Raw genomic sequence first — 23,095 nt, forward strand, 5'->3', positions numbered from 1 at the left:
ATATCCTGTCTTGATTGAGCCCCGACTTCGGGGCTCAATTCGTTTACCAGGGATATTGTAGCGGTAAATACTTTGCGTGGTTTTGAGGCGATTGCGTGCCGTAGCGAGACAGAATTCCGGCATGGATTTGGCGGCACGTAACCTTCGGCAATTATTGCGTTTCTGTCTAAATTAGAACATTATAATCAAATGCTTATGGTTTGTTAGCTGGTCGTTCACAACTTATCGATAGGCCGCATTCTATCGATTTCCTTAACACTCTGGAATGAGAACGGCGGCTATCCCAAATGCGGGTGTCGCGGGAGTTGGGAGGGCGGTTTGCATGTCTAGATGGATACCGCTACAGGTCGAGCTCGGTAACTTTCATCAACGCCGGACGATCTATATCTTCGCCTTAAAGGCGAGTTTTCTATCGGTTCTCCTCTCGCTCATGGTGGTCGTGACGGCCTTGCCGGTGATGTCGTGGCTCGGCATTTTGCGGCTGCCGCTGGCGGACTGCATCCGGCTTGGCATCATGCTCTCCTGGCTGATCGGGGGGACCGTGTCCGCCATTCTCGCGGTCCTGACGGGCTATTCGATCCATGAAATTTCGGTGTCGCGCGCCGAGTTCGAACGCTTGAGCCGCACCGACACGCTTTCCGGATTGTTCAACCGTCGCGCCTTCGCCGAATCCATGGCGGGCGCGGATAAAGATGCATCGCTGGTCATCTTCGATGTCGACCGCTTCAAGTCGGTCAACGACCGCTATGGTCACGCCGCCGGTGATGCCGTTATCGTTGCGATCTCCGGGGTGTTGTCGAAAATTTTCAGCGAGCAGGCCGTGGTCGGTCGTCTCGGGGGCGAGGAGTTCGGTGTTCTGCTATCCGGAGGCAGTGCCGAAGATCGTATTGCGCGGATCGAAGCTGCGAAGGTCATAGTCTGCAACACCAGTATTTTGATCGATTGTGGCGCGATCTCCGTCACCATCTCGGCGGGTATTGCCGACTTCACCCCGGGGCGCAGTCCGGAGGCTGTCTATGCGGCTGCCGACAACGCGCTTTATCTCGCGAAGGCCCTGGGCCGAAACCGGGTCGTGCATGAAAACGAGAGACCCCACACCGTCGTGCACTGTTCCAGTTTGCTCGATCCCGACATGACATATATGACCGCAATGCCTCGGCCCGGGTTTGGCGCCTGGGAAACCAAACGTCGCGTTCGCATTCCTGTTGCATAGACGATGACTATTTTGCATGGTCACGCTTCACAGAAACGGAACCTTCCATGCAACGCATCACCTCCTATCTTCCGGCTGGCACCCCATCTTCCCATCCGATCGAAAAGGTCGTCCTGCCGCATGATTTGCGCCATCTTCGCCGCAAGCTTCTGCATCTGGAGAGCGGCGACATGGTCATGCTCGACCTCAAGGAAGCGGTTCTGCTGGCACACGGCGATCTTCTGGTGCGCGAGGACGGCGAACTCATCGAGATCGTTGCTGCGCCGGAGAAGCTGTTCGAGATCAAGCCGCGCAACCGGTTGCATCTGATCGAGCTCGCCTGGCACCTCGGCAACCGGCATCTGCCGGCACAAATCGAGGAAGATCGTATCCTCATCCTGCGCGATCACGTCATTCGATCGATGCTCGAAGGCCTGGGTGCCGATGTTGCCGATGTCACCGAGCCTTTCCAGCCGGCGCGCGGCGCCTACCATTCGCATGGTCACGACCACGGCCATCCGGCACACGACTGACCGTCATGGGTGACGTCAGTCAAACAACTGCCCTGCTGCGGCTGATGGCCTGGCTTTCGCCGGCTTTCCCGATCGGCTCGTTTGCCTATTCCGGAGGTCTCGAAAGAGCGGTGCACGACGGACTGGTGACCAATGTCCAGGATCTCGATGCATGGTTATCCTCGGTCCTTACCCATGGTGCTGTTTGGAACGATGCGGTGTTGATGGCGGAGGCGCATACTTCGGCATCTGATCCCGAGCGGCTTACTGCCTGCGCCGAACTCGCAGAAGCTTTGGCCGGTTCGCGGGAGCGGCATCAGGAGACAATGCTACTGGGGGAAGCTTTCTTGGCGGCTGCGAGCGCATGGCCACAGATGCCGATGCTGGTTCCCGAGAGGCTTGCCTACCCCGTTGCCGTCGGCGCGGTTGCCGCAGCCCATGGGATCGGGGCACGTGACGCGATCGCGGCCTATTTGCACGCTTTCGTATCGCAGGGCGTCTCGGCGTCCATCCGGCTCAGTGTCTGTGGCCAGCGGGACGGCGTCGAGGTGCTTGCGGGGCTTGAAGCCATGGTTGCGACTACCGCCGCCAAAGCAGCGTTTTCCACCTTGGACGATCTGGGTTCGGCCGCTGTTCAGGCGGACATCGTTGCGCTCAGACACGAAACGCAACGGGTGAGGTTGTTCCGCTCGTGATCGCCGTTTTACCACTCCCATCCCGGCGGGGCGGGCTGCGGATACGTCATTTGCCTCTATCCGCCACCGTCGCGTTTCACTATCCTGATGTTTTATCGGAGTTCGAACCATGAAATCCAGAAACGGTCCCCTGCGCGTCGGTATCGGCGGTCCTGTTGGCTCCGGCAAGACGGCGCTGACGGAGAAGCTGTGCAAGGCATTGCGCGACGAGTATTCCGTCGCCGTCGTCACCAACGACATCTACACGACTGAAGATGCCGAGGCACTGGTACGGATGCAGGCGTTGCCGTCCGATCGTATCGTCGGCGTGGAGACCGGCGGTTGTCCGCACACCGCCATCCGCGAGGATGCAACCATCAACCTGCAGGCGATAGCCGGACTGAATGCGCGGATTCCGGATCTCGATATCGTCTTCATCGAATCTGGTGGCGACAACCTTGCCGCAACGTTCTCTCCGGATCTTGCCGACATCACCATCTATGTGATCTCGGTCTGCCAGGGCGAGGAAATCCCGCGCAAGGGTGGGCCCGGCATTACGAAATCGGACATGCTGGTCATCAACAAGAAAGACCTTGCGCCGCATGTCGGTGCCGATCTCGAGGTCATGGACCGCGACGCAACTCGCATGCGGGCCGATCTGCCCTTCGTTTTCTCAGACATGAAGCGCGGCGACGGTGTCGGCACAATCGTCGATTTCCTCAAGCTCCACGGCGGGCTTTGAAGCTCAGACGTTTCGAAGCGCTTCCGGATCCTTGATCTCGATCAGGCGGCCGTGGACTGTAACGCCGGAGCTTCTGAGGGTCGAGAACGCCCGCGACAGGGCTTCCGGCGCGAGGCCCAGTTTTCCTGCCAGCAGGCTTTTGGGGAAGGAAAGGCGGAGCTGGGCGGCTTCGCCGCTGCCGGCGCAGGCATTCAGCAAATAGTTGGCGACCCTCTGCGGGGCCGTCTGCAGCCTGTCATTGGCGATGCAATCGATGCTGTCTAGAAAGTGGCTCGATATGACGCTCACCATCGCCTTGTCGATCGCGCAATAGCGCTCCGCAAGACGCCGCACGGAGTGCGTCTCGAACCGGCAGAGGAGCGTCGTGTCCGTCGCCTGGGCATTGTAGCGGTATCCGCCCTCTGCATAGAGTACGCACTCCGCAAAGGTGTCTCCTGGGCCGCAAAGGCGGATATCCGCCTCCCTGCCGTCCTTGTTCAGGCGGTAGAGGCGAACATAGCCGCTCAGCACGCAGTAGAAGAATTCCGACGGCTCATTTTGGCGGAAGATAATATCGCGCGCTTCGCAGTGCACGGCTGAGGCGCTCTCGACCAGCTGGTCCGAGGCTTCTCCGATCAGCGAACTTATAAACGGCATTGTTCGGAGAAGCGACTTCTCACGCTCGCCCATCGGCAGCAGACTGCTCATGCACGAAGCCCTCCAAGAATATAATGTTCATTATAGCCACCCGAGGCTTTCACCAACTTGACCTGGATCAAGGATGCCCCTGTCGGCCAGCCATCGCAGCGCTTTCGTACCCGCCTGTTACTATCGCACATTATTCAGCGGCGTGAGGCGGCAAGTTGAGGATATACCGTTTATCGTCGCCCGCCCGGTGGGAAGGATCCTTTTGCTCCAGCCGCTCGAAGCGCCGCTCCAGATCGGTGAGTTCCGCCCGGTTCGCCGCCATGGCTGCTGCGAGACTTTCCTGGGTAACAACGACGTCGTCGGCATCCCTGCGCCCGACCAGACGTCCGAAGAGCCAGCCGAGCAGACGCGACAAGTCGTCCATGATGAGGAAGAAGGACGGCACGACAATCAGGCTCAGCACGGTTGAGACGATGATGCCGCCGATGACGGCAATTGCCATCGGCGCGCGGAACGAGCCGCCTTCGCCGACGCCCAATGCCGAGGGCAGCATACCGGCCGACATGGCAATCGAAGTCATGATGATCGGCCGCGCGCGCTTGCGTCCGGCTTCGACCATGGCTTCGACGCGCGGCATGCCCTTGTGCATCATCTCGATGGCGAAATCGACGAGCAGGATGGCGTTCTTGGTCACGATGCCCATCAGCATGAGGATGCCGATCAGCACCGGCATGGACAGCGGGTTGTGGGTGACGATCAGCGCTGCTGCGACGCCGCCGATGGCAAGCGGCAGCGAGAACAGGATGGTGAAGGGCTGGATGACATCCTTGAACAGCAGGATCAGCACCGACAGAACCAATAGCAGCCCCAGCAGCATGGCATTGATGAAGCCCTGCTGCATTTCGTTCTGTACCTTGGCGTCGCCGCTTTCGGCCAGGTGGACGCTTGCCGGAATGTTCGCGCCGGCGACGATCTGGCGGAAACGGTCGGACGCACTGTTCAGCGCGACTCCCTGCGGCAGGTCGGCGCCGATGGAGACGACGCGGTAACGGTTGTTGCGCTTGATCGAACTCAGGCCTTCAGAATAGTCGATGTCGGCCACCGTCGATAGCGGCACCGTGCCGCCGGTTGCCGTCTGGATCCTGAGTGCGCGGATGGCGGCGAGATCGCGCCGCATGTCGAGAGATGCCTGAACGCGGATCGGGATCTGGCGGTCGTCGAGCGAGATCTTCGCAAGCAACGAATCGCTGTCGCCGATGGTAGCCACCCGCAAGGTGTCGGATATCGCCTGCGGCGTGATGCCGAGCCGGGCAGCCTCGTCCTTGCGCGGATGGATCTGCAGTTCCGGACGCGGCAAGGCACCATCGGGGCTGACATTTGCCAGAAGCGGATCGGCCCGCAGCTTCGATTCCAGCGTCGCAATGGCCCCGTTGAGATCGGTTGAGCTGCGCGACAGGAAGTTGAACGACAGATCGCGTTCGCCGCGGTCGTTCAGCTTGGTGATCCGGACATCGGGGATATCACGCAGCTTGGCAAAGACTTCCTTCTCGATATCCCACTGTGGCCTAACGCGGCCCTTCGGCGTGACCTTCGGCAAATGTGGGCCGATGATCGGGATAGAGCCGAGGACGTCGTTGACGAGCCTTGTTACCAGCGACTGGTCGCGCTTGAAAAGCCCGAGCGTCACGGTCGCGCGGCGCAATTCCAGGTCGCCCTTCGGAGACGCTCCTCCGAGCACGAAGACGCTTTCGACGCCGGCGATATCCTTGACCCGCTTGTAGACGGCGTCAGTCGCTTTGTCGGTGTCGTCGAGGCGGGCATTTGGCGGCAGTTCGACGGAGAGCACGATCCGCGAAGCATCGTCAGGCGGCAGGAAGCTGCCCGGCACTTGGAAGAGAAAATAGACGGACCCGATCAGGAAGGCGATGGCCGCCAGCAGCGTCGTATAGCGCCAGCGCGTGGTCACCCGGATCATCCGCGTGTAGCCGCGCATTATGCGTCCGTCATTGTCGTGATGATCGTCCATGCCGTCTTCGGCACGCATCAGATAGGCTGCCATCATCGGCGTGATAAGCCGGGCGACCAGCAGCGAGAAGAACACGGAGAAGGCGACGGTCAGGCCGAACTGGATAAAATACTGGCCGGGGATGCCGGGCATGAAGGAGACGGGCACGAATACGGCGATGATGGTGAAGGTGGTGGCGATGACCGCCAGGCCGATTTCATCGGCAGCCTCGATTGCCGCGCGGTACGGCGTCTTGCCCATCTTGATGTGGCGGGCGATATTTTCGATCTCGACGATGGCGTCGTCGACGAGGATGCCGGTCGCCAGCGTCAGCGCGAGGAAGCTCACCAGATTGAGCGAGAAGCCCATCAGGTCCATGATCCAGAAGGTGGGAATGGCCGACAGGGGGAGGGCGATGGCCGAGATCAACGTGGCGCGCCAGTTCTTCAGGAACAGGAACACAACGATGACGGCGAGCAGCGCGCCTTCCATCAGTGTGTCGATGGCCGCCTCGTAGTTGCCATAGGTGAAGTAGACCGAATCGTCGATCAGTTCGATGCTGACGTTCGGGTTTTCCGTCCTGACCTTCGCGAGGCTTTCGGACACGGTCTTTGCGACGCTGACTTCGCTGGCGCCCTTGGCGCGGAAGACGCCGAAGGTAACCACCGGATTGTTGTTGAAGCGCGAGAAGGATTTCGGCTCCTCGTAAGTATCCTTGATCGCGCCAAGGTCGGACAGCTTCACGAAGCGCCCGTTTGACAGCGCAATCGTGGTGTCGGCAAGCTGGGCCACGTCGCGGGCATCGCCGAGCACGCGGATTGCCTGCTCGCTGCCGGCCACCTGGCCACGGCCTGAGCCGAGATCGATATTGGTGCCGCGCAGTTGCTGGTTGACGCTGAGCGCGGTGATGCCATGGGCGTTCAGCTTGTCGGGATCGAGCTCGATGCGCACCTCGCGGTTCGCACCGCCGTACCGGTCGACGCGTCCGATGCCCTTCTGGCCCTGTAGCGAGCGCTTGACGGTGTCGTCGACGAACCACGAGAGTTCCTCGAGCGTCATATTGGGAGACGAGACCGCAAAGGTCTGGATCGCCTGGCCTTCGACATCGACCTTGGAGACGATCGGCTCGTCGACGTTGCCCGGCAGGCTGCCGCGGATACGGTCGACGGCGTCCTTGGTGTCCTGGACGGCCTGCTGCGTCGGCACTTCAAGGCGGAAGACGACAACCGTCTGGGAAACGCCGTCATTGATCGTCGACTGGATTTCGTCGATGCCGTTGATGCTGGCGACGGCGTCCTCGATCTCCTTGGTCACCTGCATTTCCAGTTCCGCCGGTGAGGCGCCGTTCTGGGTTACGGTGATGTTGACGACGGGAACGTCGATATTCGGAAAGCGCGTGATCGGCAGCTTGTTGAAAGCTTGCACGCCGACAAACAGCAGCAGCACAAAAGCCAGCAGCGGTGCGACGGGATTGCGGATGGACCAGGCGGAGAAATTCATCTGAGCCCCGTTCAGTTGGTTGCAGCGGGCATATCGTGCACCGGCGTAATGTGGTCGCCGTCGCGCACGTAGGCACCCGCCTTGGCCACCACCTCGTCGCCGGCATTCAGGCCCTTGACGATCTGGATGTAGGCGCCGTCCTGGATACCGGTTTCAACGCTGACGAACTTGACGATCCCGTTTTCGACCCTGCGGGCGGACGATCCCTGTGGCTCGTTGTTGACAGCAGTCAGCGGCAAGGCGATGCCGTCCGTCTGGTTTATGACGATCTCTGTGCTGCCGTACATGCCGGCGCGTGCCTTGCTGCCATCGTCGATGTAAATGTGGACCGCGCCGAGCCGGGTGACGGCATCGACGGTCGGGGAGACGAGACGCACCGAGCCGGTCAGCTTTTCGCGACTGCCGGAGAGCGAGACGGTGGCCTTCTGCCCTGCCTGAATCTTGGTTATATCGCTCTCTGAGACGTCGGTGACCAGCTCGAGGGCGCTGTCCCGGATGATGGTAAACAGCGGATCGCCTGAGCCATTGGCAATGGCGCCAACGCGGGCGTTGCGCGAAGCGACCGTGCCGCTGACGGGCGTCTTGACGCCGGTGCGGGCAAGCTTCAGGTCGATGTCGGCGATCTGGCTGTCGACCACCTTGAGATCGGCTTCCTGGACGGCGATGGCTTGTTCGGCCGACGTCACCCTTGCCTTGTTGGCTGCTGCCGACGCCGTTGCCTGCTCGACGGTCGAAACCGAGACGGTCCCCTTTTCACCCATGGCGACGGAGCGTGCGCGCTGCAATTCGGTCTGGGCGTCGTTGGCTTGCGCCTCGATCAGCTGGGCGTGCAACTGGGCAAGCGTCGCCTGACCCTTGGCGCGCGTTGCCTGCGTCTCGGCTTTCTGGAGCACCAGCGCATCGTCGCTCAGCGTCGCCAGCGTGCTGCCGGCCGTTACCTTGTCGCCAACGTCGGCATGCAACGTCTTGATCGGCAGGCCATCGACGAGCGGCTGGATGTAGACTTCCTCGACTGCCTTGACCGTTCCGGTGGCGACGATTTTCTCGACCATGTTGCGCTTCACGGCCTGCGTCACGACGATGGCTGGAAGGTTCTGCTTGGGAGCCGCAACAGCAGTTTCCTCCGCGCTTGCGGCAAAGGCGGGCAGCAAGCTCAAGAGCAGGAATGCGGTGGTCTGGGCTTTGAGCGGCGTGCGGAACATGCTGTTCTTTCGAATGTTGCGGTCGATCGTCGGGCGTTTGGAAATGCGGCAGTTCTCGATGCTCGGTTTACTCGCCATCTGCAATAGCGCTCTCACCTGTGAAAACGCGCCGTAGACCCCTTTGACAAGGTTACGACCCGTTCCAAACTTCGGATCATGAAGTTCAATACTAGCAAAAATAAGTTTTGAAAGCGCCTTGTTTGAAAGTTCCTGAGAGCGCCCTCCAGATTGGAGGTGGCGACACTCCGTTGGACTTCCACAAGGCGTCGGGATGCTGTTCCGGCTCTATGAATTTTCGGCGAAAAGACTGCTCTTTCCAAGGACACCGAGCAGCATTCTCAATCCGGGCTGGTGCACGGCTTCAATGGCCTCCGGAAAGGGTACCCATCTCATGATGCGCTGACCTTTCTCCGGAAACTCCGTAACGGCAAGGCGGACATCGAGAAGGTGGACTGAAACACGGTAGGACGCGTTCGTGCCCTCCTTGCGGTAGGCAAATGCTCCGAGTATCTCGGGCGCGCACGTGCCGCGTATGCCGGCCTCCTCGAAAGCTTCGCGCTCCGCCGCCTGTGCGGAGGTTTCGCCAGCTTCGACATTGCCTTTGGGGATGCCCCATCGCCCGCTCCGACGACTGGTGATCAGCAGCACCTCGCGCGAAATCCGGCGATAGCAGATTGCGCCCGCCTGCTCGAACAGCGGCTGTGCAGTCTGCTTCAGGGCAGGCGCCCCCGTCTGCAGCTTCACCGTCGGCTCATCCATGGCAGCGCATACCTGGAGCCTTCAATGGGACCCATACCAATGATGACGTCATCGCCAGAACCTTTTGACATCGAGCAGATCGTCCAGCGCATCCGCGGATGCATGGAGCAACTTGGTCTTCTTTCCTGTCGGGGATAGCCTGCCGGCATCCGGGTGGTCTTCCAGGCCGTGATCACGAAGGACTGCCGGCGCCGTGGCGAGATCGTTGACGCCGCCCAGATGTTCCTGGAGTTTCTCAAGAGCTTTCACGAACTCCCTGTGGCGCCTTCGTCCTTGCTTGTCGCTGAACAAGGAGGCGAAAAACTCGGCGGCGTAGCGAAGTTTCTTCGCATCCTTTCTAACCTCGTGGCGCTCCGTGTCGGTTCCATCTGCCAGAAGTCTCGCATTTCGCCTGATGGTCTTGCGCAGGCGGTCGAGAGCATGGGAGGCGAACTCCGAGGCCGGCGCGTGGCGCGCTTCCCGGGTTTCCTCCATCTCCAGATAGGCGCCGCACCATAGCCACTCGATGAAATCCATGGCCAACCGCCGTGCGCGCGGAGATGCCATCGCCTCTATGGCGTGATCGTATTTTTCGGTGCGCAGAACCTTCAGGCGGTCGCGAAGCTCGCCGTTGTCTGCGGTCGATACGAGAATGTCGAAGTTGCGCGCATCGCCCATGACCGAGGCCAGCCATTTCAGTTCGGCGGCAATTCTGCCTGCCTCGGGATCGACCAGGATAGGCTTGAAGATCGACAAGGCCGAACGGAGCCGGCGCAGGGCGACGCGGCCCTGATGCAGCACTTCCGGGTTTCGTCGATCGGCCAGCACCGTCTCGTTCAGGCGAAATTGCCGGAAGCAGGATTGGGCAATGGTCTGGAAGGCCGTCACGGCGTTGGCCGTTCGGTCGAGCTGCACGGGCTCGGCCTTATAAAAATGCTGCAAAGGCGCGATCAGGGCGTAACCGCGTTCGGATTTCGAAAGCACCCCGAGGCGCAGGCCGTCGATATCCTGGATGGTGCGCGCGGCGCGAAAGAGATCGAGGGTGTTGCCGTCCTTCAATTCCAGTTCGACCTCGCACACCGGGCTTCGGCGGTCCCCGGCGATGACAATGCCCTCGTCGACGACGATCTCGATTTCGGAGCCGTCCTCCCTGTGCAGCCATTTCTTTCGCTGCACCTGCACTATGAACTGGACCACCAGTGCATCGGCATCGAGATCGGGCCATAGGTCTGTGGAAATGGGCGCGGTGTGATCGAGAACAGGGACGTCCGTCTCGACGGTCGATTCCCATTCAGGGCGTGCAAACAGGCCGGCAGTGCTCTGGTGCGTTGCCTTGATCGTCTGGGTGCGGACATCGCCTGCCTGCCGGATGCGAAGCGAAAAGCCTGCGTTGCGCAACGTCTGGTCAGCGGTGTCGAAGTAGAGCGCGCGCTGCTCGAAGACCGCCAATGGCTCGCCCAGCAGTGGCGAGTTCAGAAGCCTGTCCTTGGCTTCCTGCGACAATTCGAGCTTCAGTTCGATTTCGCGTGTCAAATGTCATTCTCCAGGTTGCAACACGCCATAGCCCTCAAGTGTTAAGGCTTGCCGCTCCAGCCTTCCCGACGCCACTGGTCCGCACGCTCGTCGATGTCGATGGAGCCTTCGTCGTCGAGGATATTGCGGGCGATGTCGTACTGCGCCTTGTCGACGTCGATCACCGATACCAGAAAACCGCCGCGTCGCAGGCCTTCGGAATAGGCGGCTCGCTCGTGGTCGGCGAAGAACCAGTTTTCGAGCTTGTGCCAGAAGTCGACCGGCTCCGCTGCAGTTGCCGGCTCGTCGCCTTCGCTGGCGATATTGGGCAGGAAATGGACGGCTTCGGACGGAATGCCGGCGTCTTGCAGGCGGGCGACTGCCGATGCAGCTTCGCTCCTGCTGTCGAAGATCGCCGAGAGCGTGCAGGCGGACGCCGGGCGGAAATCCGGGTCGTTTTCGCTGGAGATGTTGTTCATATCGGTCTCCTCGTTCGGCTGCGATCAAAGCGAGTGTCGCTGGAAATGGCGCGGCTGGCAACACGCAGTCCGCTACCGAGCGGATGCTCCACCGCAGGATGAAAATCTGCAGGTCGAGGACCCAGATATCGCGACGATAGCTGCTGCGGGTGACAATCAGTTTACAGCCCGTGCGCCTTCATTTCGGCCGGGTCGGGCGAAAGTGGTTGATGAACCGATCGTTTCCGAGCCTATTTTGCCTCGGGATCCGGGATCTGACGCCGCAATTTCACCACCCCTCAAACGCAGAAACGCGCAGGCATGAGGACCCGCGCGTTTCAGGATTTTTCGAGCTTCAGAGACTACTTCAGCGCGGCATCGGTGATGGCGTGCGTCCAGGCGTCCTTTGGCTCCTTGGTGATGATCTTCTGGTCCAGCAGGGCCTTCTCGGTGCGCTCGTAGAGTGCCTTGTCGAGCTTGCCGGAGCCGATCAGCTTGGCGACTTCGCCGGCCATGAACTTCTGGTGGGCTTCGTCCTGGCCGCCATTGTCGACGACGATTTCGGCGGCTTCGTCAGGATGCTCGACGGCGTATTTCCAGCCCTTCATGGAGGCACGGACGAACTTGACCATCTTTTCCTTGAAGGCCGGGTCTTTGAGCTTCGTTTCGTTGGCGTAGAGGCCGTCTTCCAGCAGGTTCACGCCGAGCTTGGTATAGTTGAAGACGGTGAGGTCCTCAGGTTTGAAGCCGGCATCGAGGACCTGGCCATATTCGTTGTAGGTCATCACCGAGATGCAGTCGGCCTGCTTCTGGATCAGCGGCTGGACGTCGAAGCTCTGCTTCAGGACGGTGACACCGTCCGTGCCGCCCGATGTCGGGATCTTCAGCTTGTTCATCCAGGCGAAGAATGGATATTCGTTGCCGTAGAACCAGACGCCGAGCGTGTGGCCCTTGAAGTCGGCTTCGGTCTTGACCGGGCCGTCCTTGCGGCAGACCATTTCAAGGCCGGACTTCTCGAATGGCTGGGCGATGTTGATCAGCGGCACGCCCTTTTCGCGGGCAACCAGGGCGCCGCCCATCCAGTCAACGATCACGTCAGCGCCGCCGCCGGCGATGATCTGCTCAGGAGCGACATCAGGACCGCCCGGCTTGATGTCGACGTCGAGGCCTTCCGCCTTGTAGAAGCCCTTGTCCTTGGCGACGTAGTAGCCGCCGAACTGGGCCTGCGCGACCCATTTCAGCTGCAGCGTCACCTTGTCGGCAGCAAGTGCTGACTGGGCTGCGGCAACGGCCATGGTGCCGGCCATCAATGTCATGACTATTTTTTTCATTTTCTTCCCTTTTCCCTCTGAAGTTATGCCTGCGATCCCTGGCCAGGATAGCAGGCCGTCTAGCCACCACGGCTCGACGGATGCCAGAAAGTCGTTGCCCTTTCCACCAAGGCCACGACGCCATAGAAAACGGAGCCGGCAATCGCCGCCACCGTGATTTCCGCCCACACCATGTCGACGTTCATCCGGCCGATTTCGGTCGAGATGCGAAAGCCCATGCCGACGATGGGGGTGCCGAAGAATTCCGCGACGATCGCACCGATCAGAGCCAGCGTCGAGTTGATCTTCAATGCGTTGAAGATGAACGGTGCTGCGGCTGGAAGCCGGAGCTTGAACAGGGTCTGGGTGTAACTCGAGGCGTAGGTGCGCATCAGGTCACGCTCTATCGCTCCCGATGCCGCAAGGCCTGCCACGGTGTTCACCAGCATCGGAAAAAAGGTCATGATGGTAACCACGGCCGCCTTCGATTGCCAGTCGAAGCCGAACCACATGACCATGATCGGGGCGACGCCGATGATTGGCAGGGCGGAGGCGAGGTTGGCAATCGGCATCAGGCCGCGCCTCAGGAAAGCGAAGCGGTCGGCGAGGATCGCCACCAGAAATCCGCTGATGCAGCCGATGACGTAGCCGGCGATCACCGCCTTGAAGATCGTCTGGCGAACGTCGGCGGCAAGGATCGGCAAGGAGCTGGCAATTCGGACGGCAATGGCACTCGGCGGCGGCAGGATGATGAACGGGATGCCGGCGCCACGCGTAGCGGCCTCCCAGATGATCAGGATCCAGGCACCGAAGATCGCCGGAATAAGCAGCCTCAGGACCGTACCGGAAAAGCGCGAGTGCGGGCGGATATCCGAAAGAATGCTGACGCAGCGCCAGGCAAGCAGCCACGCCGATGCCAGCAAAAGGAAGAATGACAGTCTGGCGGCGCCCTCATTGCCGGTGATTGCGGTCAACAGCAGCCAGGCGACTTCATGGGCTGCCAGAAACAGGATGGCAGCACTGATCGCCGGCGGCAGTGTCAACTGCGACAGAAAGCATGAGATGATGATCATGAAGAAGATCAGGGCGCTGATACCGGGCAGGATGGGGTCGCCGCTGCCCGGCTCGATCAGCGGAAAGGTGAGGGCGGCGCCGATGCAAAGTAGGATCGCCACGAGGCTTTGCCAGGAATACTGGAGGTTCTTCATGATGGGCGCCTCCCCATCGCACGGTCGACGATGCGGGCGGCAATGCTGACAATGCCGACGAGGAGGGCCGCCAGCACCGAGCCCGCGACGAGGGCCGCCCAGATGTCGATCGTCTGGCTGTAATAGGAGCCGGCGAGGAGTTTTGCGCCGATGCCGGCGACAGCGCCGGTCGGCAATTCAGCGACGATGGCGCCGACCAGGCTCGCCGCAATACCGACCTTCATCGAGGTGAACAGGTAAGGCACGGACGCGGGCAGACGCAGCTTCCAGAATGTCTGGGTGGCTGTGGCCTTGTAGGTGCGCATGAGGTCTAGGTGCATGGCTTCGGGTGAGCGAAGACCCTTGACCATGCCGACCGTCACCGGGAAAAACGACAAGTAGGTCGAAATCAGTGCCTTGGGGATCAGCCCGGTGATGTCGACCGCGGCGAGCACGACGATGACCATCGGCGCGATGGCGAGCACCGGCACGGTCTGGGAGGCGATGATCCAAGGCATCAGGCTGCGGTCGAGCGTGACCACATGGACGATGCCGATGGCGATGAGGATGCCGAGAAGCGTGCCGAAAACGAAGCCGACGGCTGTGGATGTCAGCGTGATCCAGGCGTTGTAGACGAGGCTGCGGTTGCTATCGATGGCGCGCAGGAAGGTGTTGTCGAAAACCGCGATTGCCACCTGGTGCGGCGCCGGAAGCGTCGGCTTCGGCTGCGCCATCGTCCTGCCGATGAACTCCAGTGGGCCTGTGGACACGCCGGCGCGGCTGTCGAGGTCGATCTGGAAAGGGGCGTTCATGATAACGGTGGCGACATACCAGATCGCCAGGATGGCGAGGAGAACGGTCGTCACGGGAATGAACTTGTGCCGGAAAAACTGTTCGTTCTCCATGCTCACGCCTTTCCCTGCAAAGGAAGCAGCATCAGCGCCATCGAGACGACGCCGAGCCCGACGCCTGCCATCTGCGCCAAGCTGAGGCGTTCGCCGAAGACGGCAAAGGCGATGATGTTGATGGCGACCAATTGCACGATGGCCGAGGCGGAGATGGCAAGGCCAAGGCCGCCCTCGCGCATCAGCCGCACCATCATCAGGTTTCCGACACAGTAGAGCCCGAGGGACAGCACGAGGATCAGGACATTGCTGGTGGCGATATAGGCCCGCGATGCGGTGGCGCCGCCGAGGAAGATCAGCATGGCGCCGCCGAGCCAGAGGAGGAAGGTGCCGTTCATGGCTTATTCCTCATAGGAGTGGCCGGCGCGCAAGCCTTCGCGGACGCGATGGGCGATGGCAAGGAATTCGGGCGTTTCTCGGATGCCGAGAGGGCGCTCCGCCGGCAGCGTCGATTCGATGATATCGGTCACCCGGCCGGGGCGCGGCGACATCACGACGATCCTCGTCGACAGGTAGACCGCTTCGGGGATCGAGTGGGTGACGAAGCAGATCGTCTTGTTGGTGCGGGCCCAGAGTTTCAGCAGTTGCTCGTTCAGATGATCACGGACGATCTCGTCGAGTGCGCCGAAAGGCTCGTCCATCAGCAGGAGGTCGGCGTCAAAGGCGAGCGCCCGGGCGATCGAGGCGCGCTGCTGCATGCCGCCCGACAGTTGCCAGGGATGCTTCTTCTCGAAGCCTGTGAGGTTGACGAGGTCCAGCGTCCGGGCGATGCGCTTGTCGCGCTCGTCCTTGGCGTAGCCCATGATCTCCAGCGGCAGGGAGATATTCTTCTCGATGGTACGCCACGGATAGAGAGCGGGTGCCTGGAAGACATAGCCATAGGCACGCGCCTTGCGGGCCTCTTCAGGCGTCATGCCGTTGACGTCGATTTCACCTGAGGTCTTCTTTTCGAGATCGGCGATGCAGCGCAGAAAGGTTGTCTTGCCGCAGCCGGAAGGGCCGATGAAGGAGATGAAATCGCCCTTGCGGACATCGAGATCGACGTTGCTCAGCGCATGCACCGGACCATCGCTCGTCTGGTAGGTGAGACAGAGATTTCGGGCAGACACGACGGATGCCGCGATCTTCTGTTCTGGCGTGGATGCGATTACCGACATTTCTTCACGGGTCCCAATTTTGTCCCGTCCTCGAAAAGGATGCGGTAACTGCTCTTGTCTACACGGATGATATCAACTCTCTCTTCTCCAGCGCTGTCTTCACCTTCTGCCTGGCACGCGGCAGTGACGGTGAACCTGTCGTTGCTGGTCTTGACGATCTTCTTGAACTCGCAGCTAGAAACGGACGTCGTCACGGCATCCGGCGTCAGCAGCAGGAATGTATCGGCGCCGCTCGATTCTCCGGTCTTTGCATAGATGCATCCTTCCTTGCTGCCATAGTTGCCGCCGATGGCCAGTCCCAGGCCATCGGCGTTGGCATAGGTCGGGACGAGCAGAATGGCGGTGACCAGAAGGTGGCGGGCGCGCACAGTTACACCCCGCTTGCCGGGATGCCGGTGCGCTGGACCTTGCGGGGCGCGACGACGTCTTTCCAGGTGGAGAGGGCCTTGTTGACGGCGGCGAAGGGTTCGCGCTTTACAAACTTGCCGTGGCCTTCCTGGGTCTTCACCGTCGTCTCCTCGATGGCAACGACACCGCGCGTCAGCGTATAGCGCGGCAGTCCGATGACCTGCTTGCCCTCGAAGACGTTGTAGTCGATGGCCGACTGCTGGTTTCCAGCCGAGATCGTCTTGGCGCGCGTGGGGTCCCAGACGACGATATCGGCGTCCGCACCGACTAGGATCGCGCCCTTCTTCGGATACATGTTCAGGATCTTGGCAATGTTGGTGGAGGTGACCGCGACGAACTCGTTCATCGTCAGGCGGCCAGTGGCGACGCCATGGGTCCACAGCATCGGCAGACGGTCTTCGAGGCCGCCCGTGCCGTTGGGGATCTTGGTGAAGTCGCCGACGCCGAAGCGCTTCTGCTCGGTGGTGAAGGCACAGTGGTCAGTCGCGACGCATTGCAGCGAGCCTGACTGCAGACCCGCCCACAGGCTGTCCTGATGCAGCTTCGAGCGGAACGGTGGCGACATGACGCGGCGGGCGGCGTGGTCCCAGTCCTCGTCGAAATATTCGGTCTCGTCGAGCGTCAGGTGCTGGATCAGCGGCTCGCCATAGACGCGCATGCCATTCTGGCGGGCGCGGCGGATCGCCTCGTGTGCCTGCTCGCAGGAGGTGTGGACGACATAGAGCGGCGCGCCGGCCATATCGGCGATGATGATAGCGCGGTTGGTCGCTTCGCCCTCGACAGCGGCAGGCCGGGAATAGGCGTGGGCCTCGGGACCATTGTTACCCGCCGCCATCAGCTTTGCCTGCATCTGGGCGACGATATCGCCGTTCTCGGCATGCACCATCGGCAAGGCGCCAAGCTCGGCGCAGCGCGAGAACGAGTGGAACATCTCGTCGTCGTCGACCATCAGGGCACCCTTGTAGGCCATGAAGTGCTTGAAGGAGTTGATGCCCTTGTCCTTGACGACAGTCTCCATCTCGTTGAAGACCTGCTCGCCCCACCAGGTCACCGCCATGTGGAAGGCATAGTCGCAATTGGCGCTGGCGGACTTGTTGTCCCAGCGGTTTAGCGCATCGAGCAGCGACTGGCCGGGCTCCGGCAGGCAGAAATCGACGACCATCGTCGTGCCACCTGCAAGCGCTGCGCGCGTGCCGCTTTCGAAATTGTCGGCCGAGTAGGTGCCCATGAACGGCATCTCGAGATGCACATGCGGATCGATCCCGCCCGGCATGACATAACAGCCGGTGGCGTCGAGCACTTCGTTGCCCAAAAGGTTTGGCCCGATCTCGACAATCACACCGTCCTCGATCTTGACGTCGGCCTTGTAGGTCAGGTCGACCGTGACAACGGTGCCGTTCTTAATGACTGTGCTCATGGCTTTCGTTCCCGATTGTGAAATTTTCGGTGTTCAAACGTTTTCTTAAGAGAGGATCGTGCCTCGCCGGGAGTGCGGCATGCGTCCCCTTCTCCCCGCAGGGGAGAAGGGAGAAGACACAGCCCCCGCAGCCTTGCTATCGCTCGACGTGACCAGCATCGTCTACTCCACGATCCCCGCCGTCTCCACCACCGCGTGGAACAGTACGTCGGCGCCGGCTGACGCCCATTCCTTGGAAATCTCTTCCGCCTCGTTGTGGCTGAGGCCGCCGACGCAGGGGCACATGATCATCGTGGCAGGGGCCACCTTTGCGGCCCAGCAGGCGTCGTGGCCGGCGCCGGAGATGATGTTCATGTGGCTGAGGCCGAGCTTTTCGGCGGCGTTGCGGACCGCTGACACCAATGTTGGATCGAAGGTGACCGGATCGAAATGGCCGACGGCCTCGATAGAGCAGCCGACGCCGAGGGCTTCGGCGATGCCTGCCGCCTCGGTCTCGATCCTTTCGCGCATCCGGTCGAGTTTGGCTAGATCCGGCGTCCGGATGTCGACTGTGAAGACGACCTTGCCGGGCAGCACATTGCGGGAGTTGGGAGAGAAGAATACCTGGCCGACACCACCAACAGCGCCCGGCTGGTTCTCCATCGCCACGGCCTGGACCATCTCGATAATTCTTGACATGGCAAGGCCGGCGTTGACGCGCAGCGCCATCGGTGTCGAGCCGGTATGGGCTTCGCGGCCAGTGAGCGTGATCTCCAGCCACCATAGGCCCTGACAGTGGGTGACGACGCCGATCGCCTTGTTTTCTGCTTCGAGGATGGGGCCTTGCTCGATATGGTATTCGAAGTAGGCGTGCATCTTGCGGGCGCCGACTTCCTCGTCGCCGAGCCAGCCGATACGCTTCAGTTCGTCGCCATAGGTCTTTCCGTCCGGATCCTTGCGGCTGTAGGCGTAGTCGAGATCGTGAATGCCGGCAAAGACGCCAGAGGCCAGCATCGCCGGAGCAAAGCGGGCGCCCTCTTCATTGGCCCAGTTGGTGACGACGATTGGATGCTTTGTCTTGATACCGAGATCGTTCATGGTGCGCACGACTTCGAGACCGGCCAACACGCCGAGAACGCCGTCGTACTTGCCGCCGGTCGGCTGGGTGTCGAGATGCGAGCCGACGTAGACCGGAAGTGCGTCGGGATCGGTACCGGGCCGGGTGGCAAACATTGTGCCCATGCGGTCGACGCCGACAGTCATTCCGGCTGCTTCGCACCATTGCTGGAAGAGATGGCGGCCTTCGCCATCGGAATCGGTGAGCGTCTGGCGGTTGTTGCCGCCGGCAATGCCTGGTCCGACCTTCGCCATATCCATCAGCGCATCCCAAAGGCGGTCGCCATTGATACGCATGTTTTCGCCTGGTGCGGCCACCATATGATAATCCTCGCCCGTTTTGTCGCGGCCATGCGAGCGGCATGACCGGTCGTTCCCTTGGTCTTGCTGCGGAGCGTTTTTTGTTTTTCTTGCTCCGGAAAATCGACGGTTGCCTTTGTATGGCAACTCATCGATAATTTGACCGATTGGTAAACATTACAGCTTCCACGCCGGTGCTCAAGATGAAAATCGCGAAAAGCGGCGACAAAATACAGGCAGATACCCGGACGATCAGATTTGGCGCCGGCGCGTGGCGGAAGTGACAACTGCGCGGGTTTCAAGGAGAAGCGAAATCGACATGGCCACCCCCAGAGCGGCGAAGACGCAGCGCCGCACCCGCATCCAGGAAGTAAAGGAAGAGGTCATTCTCGAGGCCGCCCTCGATGTCTTTTCAATGCATGGTTTTCGCGGTTCCACCATCGACCAGATTGCCGAGGTTGCCGGCATGTCGAAGCCCAATCTGCTCTATTATTTCCGCACCAAGGAGGCGATCCACCGAGCCCTGATCGATCGCGTTATGTACACCTGGCTCGAACCGCTGCGCGTCTTCAATCCGGAAGGAAATCCCGAGAGCGAGATCCGCAGCTATATCCGTCGCAAGCTGGAAATGGCCCGGGATTTTCCGCGCGAAAGCCGGCTGTTTGCCAACGAGATGCTGCAGGGTGCACCGCATGTCGAGGACGAGCTGAAGGGGCCGCTGAAGAGCCTTGTCGACGAGAAGGCGGCGGTGATCCGCGCCTGGGCGAAGGCCGGCAAGATCGCCAAATGCGACCCATATCACTTGATTTTCTCGATATGGTCGACCACGCAGCACTATGCCGACTTCGACGTCCAGGTGCGCGCGGTCCTCGGGCAGGGGAGCTCCGGCGAGGGCCGGTTCGAGGATGCCGCCCGTTATCTCGAGCAGCTTTTCGTCAACGGACTGATGATCCCGCAGAAGAAGGCGTAATCACCGGCATTCACTCGTCGCGCGGCCTGAGGACGACTGCCAGAAATGCCTCGATGCTCTCCCAGGTGTAGGGCTTCTGCAGGACGGGGATCTCCGCATAGGTGTCGCCCTGTGGGATGCTGTCTCCGTAGCCGGTCACGAAGCCGAACGGGATATTCATGCCTATTAGCCGGTCGGCGATGGGAAAGCTCGTCTCCACGCCGAGATTGACGTCCAGCAGCGCCATCTGGAGCGGCTGCTGGTCTAGGGCGGCGAGCGCCTGCGACACGTTGGGGACGGCGATGACCTCGGCAGCGCCGAGGCTTTTCAGAATATCCTCACCGTTCATGGCAATGATCAGATTGTCTTCCACAAGCAACACTGACATTCCGGCGAGTGGTTGTTGGCCGAGCGGCGCGGAAGCAATCTGGCTGTCGATCATTTCTTTCTGCGGAGCGGTGAGGACGGCGACGCTGACAAAGGTCACGAATTTCGCCGGAATGACAAAATCGGCTTCCAGGCCGCCTTCGGCAAAGCGGATGCTGGTCTCGCCGTCCAGATCGTAGATGAACGAGCGTCGGATGATCGTCGATCCGAAGCCGACGCGCGTTGGTGTGGTCACGGCAGGGCCGCCGCTTTCACGCCACTGGATGCGCAGATTGCCCTCGGCATCCCGATCCCAGTCGATCGCAACGACGCCCGCAGCCGAAAGGCTGCCGTACTTGACGCTGTTGGTAACGAGTTCGTGGAAGACCAGCGACGATGTCGTAAAGGCTTTCGGGTCCAGCAGCACCTCCTGGCCGTTGATATCCAGTCGGCCGGAGGTCTTGCCGAGATACGCGGCACTTTCCGCTTCGAGCAACTGCCTGAACGAGGCCGGCGCCCATTGGTCCTGGGTCAGCTGGTCGTGGGCGCGGCCGAGCGATTGCACGCGTCCCTGAAGCTGCTCGATGTAGCCGTCGACAGAAAGATCGGCGGATTTCGAGTGACGAATCAACCCTCCGATCAGGCTGAGGATATTTCGGACGCGGTGGTTGAGCTCGGCAATCAGCAGTTCCTGACGCTCGCTCGCAACACGCCGCTCCGCATTTGCTTCCTCGGAGAGGCGCAGGATCACTTCGATCAGGGCCACTCGGATTGTCTCGGCGACGCGCAGTTGAGGGGTGGTGAAGGCGAGGGAGTGGCCGCGCACCATTTCCGACCAGCTCTCGAAGCTCTTGCGCGGCGAAAGGCGTGGACCGCCCGGACCATATTCGGCAGGTTTGTTAGGATCGCCTGCCCAGCGTACCGAGCGGATGATCTCCTGGCGAAAAAGGATGACATAGTCCCGGGGAGAGCGGGAAATCGGGATAGCCAGAAGGCCGCAGACATGGGTGCTCTCGTCCCAGTCCGGATACCAGCTGCGAATGCTGTCCGTCGCGAAGACCCTGCCTGCGGCATTTCGATTGAGTAGCGACGTCAGTTCGGCGACCTGATCTTCGGAGACGGTGGCGCCGCTCAGAGCCATGCGCCCGTCGATCCAGACGCCCACTCCGTCTGCCGGAATGACATCGGCGAGAGCGTCGATCAGCCAAGCGGGGTCATCGAGCAAGCTGGTATTGCCGGCGACCGATGTCAGCAGGCGATCGCCGATCTGCTTAGCCTTGCGCTCGTATTCAAGCGCAATCCGCCGTTCGCGGCTTTCCAGGCGCGAGGCGAACATCTGCCCGAGCAATTCGGCATTGGCGCGTCGTTCCAGCGAGGGCAGGCGAGGGCTGTAGTGATGGCAGGCAAACAGGCCCCACAGGGAACCCTCGACAACGATCGAAATCGACATCGATGCTTCCACACCCATGTTCTTCAGATATTCGATATGGATCGGCGATACCGAGCGCAGAACCGACATGGAAAGATCGAGCGGCTGTCCATGTTCGGTCAGCTGCGGTGCGATCGGCACAGGAACGGCATCGACGTCGGAGATGATCCTGAACAGGTTGCGGAGATAGAGTGCACGCGCCTGGACTGGAATGTCGGAGGCAGGATAGTGCAATCCGAGAAAAGAGCCGATGCCCGATCGCGCCGCTTCCGCCACGACTTCGCCTGCGCCGCTCTCGTCGAAACGATAGATCATAACGCGGTCGAAGCCGGTCAGTGCGCGCGCCTGCCGTGCGCCTTCGCGGAAGAAGGCCTGCTGTGTGTCCGTCTGGTCGAGGCGCGCGGTCATGCTGCGAATCGATATCGCCCCACTTTCGTCGGCCGCAGGCGACGGCTCTGCCTCGATGATTATCTGTCTATCCGAAATATGCAGCGCAATGTCGAAGCGTGCGCCACCTTCACGCAGCACGACGCCGAACAGGCGTTCGACGGTATCCTGCCCGCGGATCACGGCCATCCGGTTGCGCAGCGTGTGCACAGCGTCCGGGGTAAACAATTCCGTCAGCGGCCGGCCCAGGATCTGCTCGTGCTCCACGCCGATGAACTCGCCGAGATTGACAGAGGCCCGTGCAATCAACCAATCGGACGACAATGCCAGGAGAAAGCCGAACGGCTGTATCGTGCCGAGCTGGTGGATCGGCTCACGATCGCAATTGGTTAGGTCGATACGCTGCAATTCATCGGTCAAAAGGCGGATTTCTCCAGTTCGAGTTCGGCGGCGGCCCTGAAAGCGGCAAATACAGACCTAGCCGCCGCTATCGCGCGCTCCCTGTCAACGGGTGCAGCCGCATCCAGCCTATCCATAAACGCTTTCATGGCGCCTTTGGGTCCCTGGTAGGAGAGATATGCGGAGGGAAAATGTTCCGGTACGCGCTTTGCAAGCATCGCGCCGCCCAGTTTCGAACCTTCGATGACATAGGCTGCGCCCCAGACTTCATCGTCGGAGGAGAAGGCAGCCAAGGTGACAGGCGGGGGCATGACCAGCTCCAGCGTCGCCATGTCGGCTCGCAACAGATGGCTACGGCGACGCTCCGGCCAATCCGGGAAGATGCGGGCAATTCCGGCGGCCTCCAGAGCTTGCTCGGTTGCCGGAAGGGCGCGCGCGTGGCCTGCCAGAAATGCAGTATATTGGACGCGATCGGTCATGTCGAAGCGACCAAACAGATGGTCGACAACATCATGGTACTCGGCAGTGCCGGCACGGAGGGCATTTCGAAAGGTCATTCAGTCGGTCCGAACAGCATATTTACTGCCCAGTGAGAGCACCAAGAACCCGGTATACCTGAGGGCT

The 23,095-nt window shown here is 60.9% G+C and carries 21 protein-coding genes; 5 read left to right on the forward strand and 16 right to left on the reverse strand.

Going from position 1 to position 23,095, the window contains the following annotated elements; translation table 11 throughout:
• Nucleotides 1-430: 430 nt before the first annotated feature.
• The 4 genes from J5278_RS06595 (at nucleotide 431) to ureG (ending at nucleotide 3,120) form a co-directional block, all read left to right on the forward strand.
• Nucleotides 431-1,213, forward strand: coding sequence for a GGDEF domain-containing protein (locus tag J5278_RS06595; RefSeq protein ID WP_209184454.1), 783 nt, complete (start codon nucleotides 431-433; stop codon nucleotides 1,211-1,213).
• A gap of 47 nt (nucleotides 1,214-1,260) precedes the next feature.
• Nucleotides 1,261-1,725 (forward strand): urease accessory protein UreE, encoded by a 465-nt coding sequence (ureE, locus tag J5278_RS06600; protein WP_209184453.1) that lies wholly within the window; start codon nucleotides 1,261-1,263, stop codon nucleotides 1,723-1,725.
• Between the two features lie 5 nt (nucleotides 1,726-1,730).
• Nucleotides 1,731-2,399, forward strand: a complete 669-nt coding sequence (locus tag J5278_RS06605) for an urease accessory protein UreF (protein WP_209184452.1) — start codon at nucleotides 1,731-1,733, stop codon at nucleotides 2,397-2,399.
• A gap of 109 nt (nucleotides 2,400-2,508) precedes the next feature.
• Complete coding sequence (ureG, locus tag J5278_RS06610) at nucleotides 2,509-3,120, forward strand: urease accessory protein UreG (protein WP_209184451.1); 612 nt, start codon at nucleotides 2,509-2,511, stop codon at nucleotides 3,118-3,120.
• Between the two features lie 3 nt (nucleotides 3,121-3,123).
• On the opposite strand, the gene J5278_RS06615 is transcribed toward ureG, so the two are convergent.
• The 14 genes from J5278_RS06615 to J5278_RS06680 all read right to left on the reverse strand — a co-directional run bounded on the left by J5278_RS06615 (nucleotide 3,124) and on the right by J5278_RS06680 (nucleotide 18,962).
• Nucleotides 3,124-3,807 carry a Crp/Fnr family transcriptional regulator gene (locus J5278_RS06615; protein WP_219258327.1) on the reverse strand — a complete coding sequence of 228 codons (684 nt, stop codon included), beginning with the start codon at nucleotides 3,805-3,807 and terminating at the stop codon, nucleotides 3,124-3,126.
• A 130-nt stretch (nucleotides 3,808-3,937) separates the two neighbouring features.
• The gene (locus J5278_RS06620; RefSeq protein WP_209184449.1) at nucleotides 3,938-7,252 is read right to left on the reverse strand and encodes an efflux RND transporter permease subunit; all 3,315 of its coding nucleotides are present in this window, start codon (nucleotides 7,250-7,252) and stop codon (nucleotides 3,938-3,940) included.
• 11 nt (nucleotides 7,253-7,263) lie between these two features.
• Entirely contained in the window at nucleotides 7,264-8,454 is a 1,191-nt protein-coding gene (locus tag J5278_RS06625; protein ID WP_209184597.1) for an efflux RND transporter periplasmic adaptor subunit, read from the reverse strand.
• A 285-nt stretch (nucleotides 8,455-8,739) separates the two neighbouring features.
• Nucleotides 8,740-9,213, reverse strand: coding sequence for an NUDIX hydrolase (locus tag J5278_RS06630; protein WP_209184448.1), 474 nt, complete (start codon nucleotides 9,211-9,213; stop codon nucleotides 8,740-8,742).
• 48 nt (nucleotides 9,214-9,261) lie between these two features.
• The gene (locus J5278_RS06635) at nucleotides 9,262-10,725 is read right to left on the reverse strand and encodes a CHAD domain-containing protein (protein WP_209184447.1); all 1,464 of its coding nucleotides are present in this window, start codon (nucleotides 10,723-10,725) and stop codon (nucleotides 9,262-9,264) included.
• 41 nt (nucleotides 10,726-10,766) lie between these two features.
• Nucleotides 10,767-11,183, reverse strand: coding sequence for a hypothetical protein (locus J5278_RS06640; protein WP_142823485.1), 417 nt, complete (start codon nucleotides 11,181-11,183; stop codon nucleotides 10,767-10,769).
• A gap of 341 nt (nucleotides 11,184-11,524) precedes the next feature.
• Nucleotides 11,525-12,493: an ABC transporter substrate-binding protein gene (locus tag J5278_RS06645; protein ID WP_209184446.1), complete on the reverse strand. Its 969-nt coding sequence runs from the start codon at nucleotides 12,491-12,493 to the stop codon at nucleotides 11,525-11,527.
• A 59-nt stretch (nucleotides 12,494-12,552) separates the two neighbouring features.
• On the reverse strand, nucleotides 12,553-13,680 hold the full coding sequence (locus J5278_RS06650; RefSeq protein ID WP_209184445.1) for an ABC transporter permease: 1,128 nt from the start codon (nucleotides 13,678-13,680) through the stop codon (nucleotides 12,553-12,555).
• The gene (locus J5278_RS06655) at nucleotides 13,677-14,564 is read right to left on the reverse strand and encodes an ABC transporter permease (RefSeq protein ID WP_209184444.1); all 888 of its coding nucleotides are present in this window, start codon (nucleotides 14,562-14,564) and stop codon (nucleotides 13,677-13,679) included. The genes J5278_RS06650 and J5278_RS06655 overlap by 4 nt, the downstream gene beginning before the upstream one ends.
• A gap of 2 nt (nucleotides 14,565-14,566) precedes the next feature.
• Nucleotides 14,567-14,902 carry a hypothetical protein gene (locus J5278_RS06660; RefSeq protein WP_209184443.1) on the reverse strand — a complete coding sequence of 112 codons (336 nt, stop codon included), beginning with the start codon at nucleotides 14,900-14,902 and terminating at the stop codon, nucleotides 14,567-14,569.
• A 3-nt stretch (nucleotides 14,903-14,905) separates the two neighbouring features.
• Nucleotides 14,906-15,721 carry an ABC transporter ATP-binding protein gene (locus J5278_RS06665; RefSeq protein WP_209184442.1) on the reverse strand — a complete coding sequence of 272 codons (816 nt, stop codon included), beginning with the start codon at nucleotides 15,719-15,721 and terminating at the stop codon, nucleotides 14,906-14,908.
• Nucleotides 15,712-16,089 carry a hypothetical protein gene (locus J5278_RS06670; protein WP_209184441.1) on the reverse strand — a complete coding sequence of 126 codons (378 nt, stop codon included), beginning with the start codon at nucleotides 16,087-16,089 and terminating at the stop codon, nucleotides 15,712-15,714. Before J5278_RS06670 ends, J5278_RS06665 begins: the two co-directional genes overlap by 10 nt.
• Nucleotides 16,090-16,091: 2 nt before the next feature.
• Nucleotides 16,092-17,546: a dihydropyrimidinase gene (hydA, locus tag J5278_RS06675; RefSeq protein WP_209184440.1), complete on the reverse strand. Its 1,455-nt coding sequence runs from the start codon at nucleotides 17,544-17,546 to the stop codon at nucleotides 16,092-16,094.
• Nucleotides 17,547-17,708: 162 nt separating this feature from the next.
• Nucleotides 17,709-18,962, reverse strand: a complete 1,254-nt coding sequence (locus J5278_RS06680) for a Zn-dependent hydrolase (RefSeq protein WP_209184439.1) — start codon at nucleotides 18,960-18,962, stop codon at nucleotides 17,709-17,711.
• Between the two features lie 298 nt (nucleotides 18,963-19,260).
• On the opposite strand from J5278_RS06680, the gene J5278_RS06685 reads away from it, so the two are divergent.
• Nucleotides 19,261-19,911, forward strand: a complete 651-nt coding sequence (locus J5278_RS06685; RefSeq protein WP_209184438.1) for a TetR family transcriptional regulator C-terminal domain-containing protein — start codon at nucleotides 19,261-19,263, stop codon at nucleotides 19,909-19,911.
• Nucleotides 19,912-19,921: 10 nt separating this feature from the next.
• Here the strand turns inward: J5278_RS06685 and J5278_RS06690 are convergent, their stop codons facing one another.
• Nucleotides 19,922-22,492: an HWE histidine kinase domain-containing protein gene (locus tag J5278_RS06690; RefSeq protein WP_209184437.1), complete on the reverse strand. Its 2,571-nt coding sequence runs from the start codon at nucleotides 22,490-22,492 to the stop codon at nucleotides 19,922-19,924.
• Nucleotides 22,489-23,028: a biliverdin-producing heme oxygenase gene (locus tag J5278_RS06695; RefSeq protein WP_209184436.1), complete on the reverse strand. Its 540-nt coding sequence runs from the start codon at nucleotides 23,026-23,028 to the stop codon at nucleotides 22,489-22,491. The genes J5278_RS06690 and J5278_RS06695 overlap by 4 nt, the downstream gene beginning before the upstream one ends.
• Between the last annotated feature and the right edge of the window lie 67 nt (nucleotides 23,029-23,095).

It is taken from the genome of Rhizobium sp. B21/90 (assembly GCF_019355815.1).
Taxonomy (GTDB): Bacteria; Pseudomonadota; Alphaproteobacteria; order Rhizobiales; family Rhizobiaceae; genus Rhizobium; species Rhizobium rhododendri.

Bases quoted from the DNA above. Each gene is read 5' to 3' on its own strand.
- J5278_RS06595 (WP_209184454.1), top strand. From the start codon at position 431: ATGGTGGTCGTGACGGCCTTGCCGGTGATGTCGTGGCTCGGCATTTTG.
- ureE (WP_209184453.1), top strand. From the start codon at position 1,261: ATGCAACGCATCACCTCCTATCTTCCGGCTGGCACCCCATCTTCCCAT.
- J5278_RS06605 (WP_209184452.1), top strand. From the start codon at position 1,731: ATGGGTGACGTCAGTCAAACAACTGCCCTGCTGCGGCTGATGGCCTGG.
- ureG (WP_209184451.1), top strand. From the start codon at position 2,509: ATGAAATCCAGAAACGGTCCCCTGCGCGTCGGTATCGGCGGTCCTGTT.
- J5278_RS06615 (WP_219258327.1), bottom strand. From the start codon at position 3,807: ATGAGCAGTCTGCTGCCGATGGGCGAGCGTGAGAAGTCGCTTCTCCGA.
- J5278_RS06620 (WP_209184449.1), bottom strand. From the start codon at position 7,252: ATGAATTTCTCCGCCTGGTCCATCCGCAATCCCGTCGCACCGCTGCTG.
- J5278_RS06625 (WP_209184597.1), bottom strand. From the start codon at position 8,454: ATGTTCCGCACGCCGCTCAAAGCCCAGACCACCGCATTCCTGCTCTTG.
- J5278_RS06630 (WP_209184448.1), bottom strand. From the start codon at position 9,213: ATGGATGAGCCGACGGTGAAGCTGCAGACGGGGGCGCCTGCCCTGAAG.
- J5278_RS06640 (WP_142823485.1), bottom strand. From the start codon at position 11,183: ATGAACAACATCTCCAGCGAAAACGACCCGGATTTCCGCCCGGCGTCC.
- J5278_RS06645 (WP_209184446.1), bottom strand. From the start codon at position 12,493: ATGAAAAAAATAGTCATGACATTGATGGCCGGCACCATGGCCGTTGCC.
- J5278_RS06650 (WP_209184445.1), bottom strand. From the start codon at position 13,680: ATGAAGAACCTCCAGTATTCCTGGCAAAGCCTCGTGGCGATCCTACTT.
- J5278_RS06655 (WP_209184444.1), bottom strand. From the start codon at position 14,564: ATGGAGAACGAACAGTTTTTCCGGCACAAGTTCATTCCCGTGACGACC.
- J5278_RS06660 (WP_209184443.1), bottom strand. From the start codon at position 14,902: ATGAACGGCACCTTCCTCCTCTGGCTCGGCGGCGCCATGCTGATCTTC.
- J5278_RS06665 (WP_209184442.1), bottom strand. From the start codon at position 15,721: ATGTCGGTAATCGCATCCACGCCAGAACAGAAGATCGCGGCATCCGTC.
- hydA (WP_209184440.1), bottom strand. From the start codon at position 17,546: ATGAGCACAGTCATTAAGAACGGCACCGTTGTCACGGTCGACCTGACC.
- J5278_RS06680 (WP_209184439.1), bottom strand. From the start codon at position 18,962: ATGGTGGCCGCACCAGGCGAAAACATGCGTATCAATGGCGACCGCCTT.
- J5278_RS06685 (WP_209184438.1), top strand. From the start codon at position 19,261: ATGGCCACCCCCAGAGCGGCGAAGACGCAGCGCCGCACCCGCATCCAG.
- J5278_RS06695 (WP_209184436.1), bottom strand. From the start codon at position 23,028: ATGACCTTTCGAAATGCCCTCCGTGCCGGCACTGCCGAGTACCATGAT.